The organism is Empedobacter sp. UBA3239, assembly GCF_002362875.1.
Lineage (GTDB): Bacteria > Bacteroidota > Bacteroidia > Flavobacteriales > Weeksellaceae > Empedobacter > Empedobacter falsenii_B.
In genome coordinates this window covers 1-7,569 of record NZ_DEVJ01000036.1, presented here as the reverse complement: position 1 = coordinate 7,569, position 7,569 = coordinate 1, and the positions used below count along the sequence as shown (strand labels likewise).

Genomic DNA, 7,569 nt, shown 5'->3' with positions numbered 1-7,569 from the left:
AGTGTTGTGCAACAAGCACACTCGATGAGCTTCCATTTCCAAACTCCAACGTAAATTTTCGTCACTTGAAGGGAAAACTTCGTAATAATTTGTACGATCATAATATGTTGTTCCATTTGCGCGTCCACCTTTGTCAGATAACATTTTCTTGATATCGCCTAAATTTTTTGTTGATTTAAACAACATATGTTCTAACAAGTGCGCCATTCCTTTTTCGCCATAACCTTCGTGTTTAGAACCAACATTGTACACAATGTTAACCACAACATTACTTTGCGATTGATCAGGAACCAATAAAACTTGTAATCAATTTGTTAATTTGTATTCCTTGACTCCTTCTACTTGCGTCACAAAAGTTGCACTTCTATATTTCGTTTGAGCCATTAAGTAATGGTGAATTCGCAAGTTAAAAACCAAACATATACTCAGTAAAGTTTTTTTATGTATTTATTTTTATAGGTATTAATAGGATGATACAATTCTATAATCTATTCGTTAGACGTAAATTGTATGGTGTAAGTTATAAATCTTTTGTTAAATTTGTGATGCAACAAACAAAAGAAATGGAAACAAAAGAGGTAAATAAAATTACTTTCGAAGAGTTTAAAAGTCAAATCATTAATGATTATAAGACAGCTTTTATGTCTCGCGAAGTAAGTCTTTTAGGGAGAAGAGAAGTACTTACTGGGAAAGCAAAATTTGGAATTTTTGGTGATGGAAAAGAATTACCACAAATTGCAATGGCAAAAGTATTCAAAAATGGAGATTTCCGTTCTGGATACTACCGCGATCAAACATTTATGTTCGCAATTGGTCAATTAACTGTTGAACAATTTTTTGCACAATTATATGCTTTAACAGATTTAGAGAAAGAACCTTCATCTGGAGGTCGTCAAATGACATCTCACTTCGGAACACGTTCTTTAAATGAAGACGGTTCTTGGAGAAAATTAACAGAACAAAAAAATTCGAGTGCAGATATTTCGCCAACAGCTGGTCAAATGCCACGTTTGTTAGGTTTAGCACAAGCTTCAAAATATTTTAGAAATGTTCCTCAATCAGACGAAGAACAACAATTTTCTGTAAACGGAAATGAAATTGCTTTCGGAACAATTGGTGATGCCAGTACTTCTGAAGGTCATTTTTGGGAAACGATAAATGCAGGTGGAGTTTTGCAAGTGCCAATGGTGGTTTCTATTTGGGACGATGGTTACGGAATTTCTGTTCCAGCTAAATTTCAACGTACAAAATCGAATCTTTCTGAATTATTATCAGGTTTCGGAAGAACGGAAGAGGAAAGAGGTTACGAAATTATTACTGTAAAAGCGTGGGATTATGCTGCTTTGATTGAAGCGTATACACGTGCAGAAAGATTTGCGCGTGAGTATCACATTCCGTGTATTGTACACGTGCAAGAATGTACGCAACCGCAAGGTCACTCGACTTCTGGTTCGCACGAGCGTTACAAATCAGAGGAGCGTTTGACATGGGAAAAAGAATTTGATGGAATCACAAAATTCCGTGAATATATTTTAGCATTTGCAGATCATTCGGAAGCAATTATTTCTGCGGAAGAGTTAGATCAATTAGAAGCTGAAGTTAAAGCTGAAGTTAAAGCTTTTCAAAAACAATGTTGGGACGATTATTTGAATCCAATTTTGGATTTGAAAAATGAAGCGTTAGAATTATTAACGAAAGTTGCTTCAGAAAGTGCTAACGGTGCTTTTATCAACATTGAAATTAGTAATCTAAAATCAAAGAAAAGTCCTTTCAAACGTGATGTTTATGGAGCTGTTCGTAAAGTAATTCGTTTAATACGTTCAGAAAATTTAGTTACAAAAACTGAATTAATTTCTTGGTTAGATGTTAAAATGAAACGCGAAGAAGAAATTTATTCGACTAAATTAGTTTCTGGTACAGCAACACAAGTTCCACAAGTAAAACCTGAGTTTGGAGAAAATCCAACATTAGAAGATGGTCGTGTAATTGTACGTGATAACTTCGATAAAATTTTCGAAAAATATCCAAAGGCATTAGTTTTTGGTGAAGATGCGGGAAATATTGGTGATGTAAACCAAGGTTTAGAAGGTCTTCAAGCAAAATATGGAATCGATCGTATTTCGGATACAGGAATTCGCGAAGCAACAATTCTTGGTCAAGGAATTGGTTTGGCGATGCGTGGTTTACGTCCAATTGCAGAAATTCAATATTTAGATTATCTCCTTTATTGTTTACAAGGAATTTCGGATGATTTGGCAACTGTGCTTTATCGTTCGAATGGAGGTCAAAAAGCGCCTGTGATTATCAGAACTCGTGGTCACCGTTTAGAAGGTGTTTGGCATTCAGGTTCGCCAATGGGAGGAATCTTAAATTTGGTTCGTGGCGTGAATGTTTTGGTTCCGCGTGATTTAACAAAAGCCGCAGGTTTTTACAATACATTGATGCAAGCAGATGAGCCTGCAATTGTTGTAGAAAGTTTGAACGGTTATCGTTTGAAAGAGCCTGCACCAACTAATATCGGTGAGTTTACAACGCCAATTGGTGAAGTAGAAATTACAAAAGAAGGAAAAGATGTAACGTTGTTAACATATGGTTCTACTTGGAGAATTGTGATGGATGCGGCGAAAGAATTGGAGCAATTAGGTATTTCTGTTGAAGTAATTGATGCGCAATCTTTATTACCTTTCGATATCAATGCAGATGTCGCGAAAAGTTTGAACAAAACGAATCGTTTAGTTATTGTTGACGAAGATGTTCCAGGTGGAGCAAGTGCATTCTTGTTACAAGAAATTATCGAGAAACAAGGTGGATATTTTACATTAGATAGCGCACCGTTGACGATTACAGCGAAAGCTCACCGTCCTGCGTATGCGACTGATGGAGATTATTTCTCAAAACCTTCTGTTGATGATATTACAGAACAAGTTTATGAATTGATGCGCGAAGCGAAACCAAACGAGTTTCCTGCTTTGTACTAAAAAATAAATTTTAGAGTTATATAAGCGTATGTCTTTTTCAAAAAGGCATGCGCTTTTTTTGTATTTTTAACAATCAAAATTATAATGAAAATGAAATTCTATTCGATTATACTTTGTCTATTGACTTCTGTTCTTTTTGGGCAGTTCCAGGATGTAATTCCTCCAAAGAATATCAAGACAATTCAAGTTTTTAATCCGCAAACAAACGATAATACACCCATTATCAAGTTAGGTTCTAGCGAAAGATTAATTTTTCTTTTTGATGATATCAGCGCAGGTTATAAACGTTATCAATATTCTATCGAACACAGAAATGCAGATTGGTCAGAATCGAATATTTTTCAAACCGAATTTCTAAATGGTGTTAATGCCGATTATGCGCGAACATATAAAAATTCATTCAATACGTATCAAAAATATACCAATTATCAAATTCAATTCCCGAATGAGCAAATGAATGTAAAACTGCCTGGAAATTATGTGTTGAAAGTGTATTTAGAAAATGATTCGAACCCAATTTTCACGAAACGTTTTGCCGTTTATCAACCAATTGCGGATGTTGGCGTGATGGTTTCTCGTTTCAATAATCCAACCGTAAAAAAATTGAATCAACGTTTACAAGTTCAAGTTTCGAGCGGAACACAAAATTTGACTGAAGTTCCTGACGGCGCAAAATTATTTTTGATGAAAAATAACAATTGGAACGAAGGTTATTTTGTTAATCAACCATCTTTTTCTCGTCCAAATCAATTAACATATAATGATACCAATATTTTGTTTGATGGTGGTGCAGAATACAATTGGTTTGATAACAAAAATCTAGAAGTTCCGAGTTTAACAACAGAAAAAACATTCAGAAAAGATAGTGTTTATCACACTGTTTTGCGTGCAGATATTCCGAAATATAATTTACCTTATGATGATTATCCAGACATTAATGGAAATTTTTATATCCGAAATAATCGTTATGGAAACGAATATGCAGCAAATTCTGAAGCAGATTATTCGTGGGTTTATTTTGCATTAGACGCTTTCGAAGATCAGAATGGATTATACGTTCCGTATGTTGTGGGAGCTTTTAATAATTGGGAAATTGACGAAAACTCAAAATTAGAAAAAGACGATGCAGGATTTTGGGTAACCGAATTATTCTTGAAACAAGGTTATTACAATTATCAATATGTCGTAAAAAATACCAAAACAGGTAAAATCGATCCAAGTTATGTGAGCGGAAGTTTTTGGCAAACCGAAAATCAATATCAAGCGTTGTTTTATTATCGCCCTTGGGGACAACGATACGATGTGTTGATGGGATATGGAACTGGAAATTCGAGGAGATAAATAATTCAGTTTTTTATCAATCATGACTTTCAACACTCAACCTATAAAATTTAAGTATACTTGGCGCGATTATCAACGGCGTGTTTTAGATGAATTAGAATTTCATTTAGAAGATGCGCATCTTAATGTTGTAGCACCGCCTGGCTCTGGAAAAACGGTTTTGGGATTGGAAGTAATGCTTCGAATTAATGAGCCTACGCTTATTTTAGCGCCAACTTTAGCGATTCGTAATCAATGGAAAGATCGATTTATTGAGCTTTTTCTTGATAATAAGGAAGTCGATTGGATTTCGATGGATATTCATCAACCAAAATTTCTTACCATCTCTACTTATCAAGGATTGCATGCTTCGATGATGAAAGATGAGCAATCTTTGATTCAATTATTAAAAGAAAATAACGTCAAAACTTTGATTGTAGACGAAGCGCATCATCTAAAAAATGAATGGTGGAAAAGTCTCAATAAAATCAAAAGTGAATTATCGCCAAAGGTTGTTGCGCTAACTGCGACGCCGCCTTTTGATGTTGCCAAAGAAGAATGGAATCGTTATCTCACTTTTTGTGGTTCGATTGATTGCGAAATATCTGTTCCAGAATTGGTTAAACAAAAAGATTTATGTCCACATCAAGATTTGTTGTTATGCTCATTTCCTACAAATTTCGAGAGTGAAATTATTTCTAAAAATCTTGAAGAAGTAGAAGCTTTTTTCCAAGAAATCAAAGAAAATACAGCTTTGTATGATTTTGTTTTGACGTTAGATTTTATCAAAACGCCTGCAAGTTGTTTCGACGAAATTTATGCAGATTTTGATGCGTATGCGTCTTTTGTGATTTATCTGAAATCGTTTGATACGCCATTGGATTTTCAGCATTTGGATTTATTAGAAAACGAAACGATAGATTTTCCGACTTTCAATTATTATTGGGCAGAATGTATGTTCAATTATCTGTTGTTTAAAGATGAAGAATTTTATTTGAAACACGAGAAATTTTTGAAATCATTTTTAACGAATTTAAAACGAATCGGAGCAATCGATCAGAAAAAAGTTACGTTACATTATAATCAAAAAGTTAAAAATTCGCTGATAAATAGTGTAAAAAAAATTGATAGCATTGCAGAGATTGTAAAGTCAGAATACCAACATTTGGGCGATAAATTGCACATGGTGATTTTGACGGATTACATTCGAAAAGAATTTTATTCGGATAATTTACAGAATGAACCGAGTAAAATTAAGCTAGGTGTTTTTCCAATTTTCGAAAAACTTCGAAATCTAAATTCAGAAATAATTCCACATCTTGCGATTATTACAGGTTCGATGGTAATCGTTTCAAAAACCATTCTTCCAAAAATAATTTATCAGTTCAAAGATAGAGCAGAAGCGATTCAGTTCAAATCGGTGATGTTCGATGATAATTTTTTCGAAGTTGTTGCAGAAGATAATTCAAGAGGAAATTTGTTGGCTGTTTTAACAAAATTATTCAATGAAGGTTTTATCAAAATAATTGTCGGAACTCGCGCTTATTTGGGCGAAGGTTGGGATGCACCAAGTATCAATAGTTTGATTTTAGCGAGTAATGTAGGTTCTTTTGTAACATCAAATCAGATGCGTGGGCGTGCGATTCGTGTGAATTCTGAAGAACCAAATAAAGTGAGTAACGTTTGGCATTTGGTTACGTTGGATTTGTTTGCGCAAAATGGCGGTGGAGATTTGGATAAAATGAGACAACGATTTGAGGCTTTTGTTGGAATTTCGCAAAAGGAAAACACGATTTCGAATGGTATTTCTCGTCTGAATCTTCCTGAACAATTTACTGCGGAATCTATTGAAAATTACAATCAGCAGACGATAGAATGGAGCAAAAATGATATTCAAATTAGAGATTCTTGGACAAATTCTATTGCCGAAGGAACAAAGATTGATAATGAATTAAAGTATTTTTATGACGGAGAAAAAGAATATGATTTGTCGAAACATTTGTATTATTCCAAGTCGATAAAAAGTTTAACAACAAGTTTGCTACTTTCATTCATCTCTTTTATCGTTTTCTTTTTCGAAGAAAGTATCCGAACACTTTTATTTTCGATGTCGAAAAGAAGTTTTCTTTCAACCATAATTTTTCTTTCAACGGTCGGAATTGTGTATTTCGGAGTTAATTTTTACAAAAACATCAAACTTTATATTCAATATAGAGATATCACCAAAGATTTTCAGAAAATAGCTGTTGCGCTATTCAATACTTTGCAACATTTTAATTTATTGTCTAATGAATTGCGAGAAACAAATATTTTGACAACTGTAGATAAATCGGGAAATATTTCGTGTAGTTTATTGTCGGCAACAACTTATGATAAGGCGACTTTTTTAGATTCGCTCGAAAATATTTTAAATCCAATTGATAATCCACGTTATTTTATCGAACGAAAAAGTGTGTTGATGAAGCTTTTCAAACAAAGAGATTATCATTCGGTTCCCGAAATTATTGGTCAACACAAGAAAAAGGCTGAATATTTTCATCAACAATGGTTGCAACTTGTAGGCGATGCAGAATTACATTACACAAGAAGTTATTATGGACGAAAAAAGTTGATAAAAGCGAAAATGAAATCGTTAAGTTTTCAATTAAAGCAACCAATTGAGCATATCAAAAAGTGGAAATAATCTAACTTCTCAAAATCTTTTCCATCGTTTTTCCTTTGGCTAATTCATCGATTAATTTATCTAAATATCGAATTTTTTGCATCAATGGATTTTCAATTTCTTCCACACGATAACCACAAATCACACCTTTTATTTTAGCCGCATTTGGATTAAAATTTGGCGCATTTTCAAAAAAATCTTGAAAGTTGGTTTTATTGGTTAAAATTTCTTCCAAATCTTTTTCAGTATAACCTGTCAACCAAAAAATAATTTCGTCAATTTCCGTTTTTGTTCGGTTTTTCTTTTCTGCTTTCGTGATATAATGTGGATAAACGCTCGCAAAAGACATTTCGATTACACGCTGAAAATTTTTATCATTCATTTTTTTAAATTTATTTTATAATATTGATATATAGATTTTTAACAAGTAAATAAGATTAAATGTATAGTAATTTCATCAAAGATGAAAAACTATGAGCAAACTACTGATTTCTAAATTAAATATTTAACTACCCGTTGTGCATTTTGATTAATAAATAATATAGTTGTTCATTTCATTGAAAATAAGTAAATTAATTTAACTTTAAAACATTTACAATGAACAACTTA

The 7,569-nt window shown here is 33.1% G+C and carries 4 protein-coding genes and 1 pseudogene; 3 read left to right on the top strand and 2 right to left on the bottom strand.

The window, feature by feature from the left end; genetic code table 11:
• Window positions 1-384: pseudogene (locus tag B4G36_RS04845) on the bottom strand (M16 family metallopeptidase); the annotation flags it as partial.
• A gap of 179 nt (window positions 385-563) precedes the next feature.
• On the opposite strand from B4G36_RS04845, the gene B4G36_RS04840 reads away from it, so the two are divergent.
• The 3 genes from B4G36_RS04840 to B4G36_RS04830 all read left to right on the top strand — a co-directional run bounded on the left by B4G36_RS04840 (window position 564) and on the right by B4G36_RS04830 (window position 6,981).
• Window positions 564-2,978 (top strand): alpha-ketoacid dehydrogenase subunit alpha/beta, encoded by a 2,415-nt coding sequence (locus B4G36_RS04840; RefSeq protein WP_312193972.1) that lies wholly within the window; start codon window positions 564-566, stop codon window positions 2,976-2,978.
• Window positions 2,979-3,062: 84 nt separating this feature from the next.
• Window positions 3,063-4,319: a type IX secretion system plug protein domain-containing protein gene (locus B4G36_RS04835; protein ID WP_291062396.1), complete on the top strand. Its 1,257-nt coding sequence runs from the start codon at window positions 3,063-3,065 to the stop codon at window positions 4,317-4,319.
• Between the two features lie 22 nt (window positions 4,320-4,341).
• Entirely contained in the window at window positions 4,342-6,981 is a 2,640-nt protein-coding gene (locus B4G36_RS04830) for a DEAD/DEAH box helicase family protein (RefSeq protein ID WP_291062394.1), read from the top strand.
• Between the two features lies 1 nt (window position 6,982).
• Here the strand turns inward: B4G36_RS04830 and B4G36_RS04825 are convergent, their stop codons facing one another.
• A complete protein-coding gene (locus B4G36_RS04825) occupies window positions 6,983-7,342 on the bottom strand; it encodes a DUF2200 domain-containing protein (RefSeq protein ID WP_291062392.1) in 360 nt (119 codons plus the stop codon).
• Window positions 7,343-7,569 lie beyond the last annotated feature (227 nt).

Bases quoted from the DNA above. Each gene is read 5' to 3' on its own strand.
- B4G36_RS04840 (WP_312193972.1), top strand. From the start codon at position 564: ATGGAAACAAAAGAGGTAAATAAAATTACTTTCGAAGAGTTTAAAAGT.
- B4G36_RS04835 (WP_291062396.1), top strand. From the start codon at position 3,063: ATGAAAATGAAATTCTATTCGATTATACTTTGTCTATTGACTTCTGTT.
- B4G36_RS04830 (WP_291062394.1), top strand. From the start codon at position 4,342: ATGACTTTCAACACTCAACCTATAAAATTTAAGTATACTTGGCGCGAT.
- B4G36_RS04825 (WP_291062392.1), bottom strand. From the start codon at position 7,342: ATGAATGATAAAAATTTTCAGCGTGTAATCGAAATGTCTTTTGCGAGC.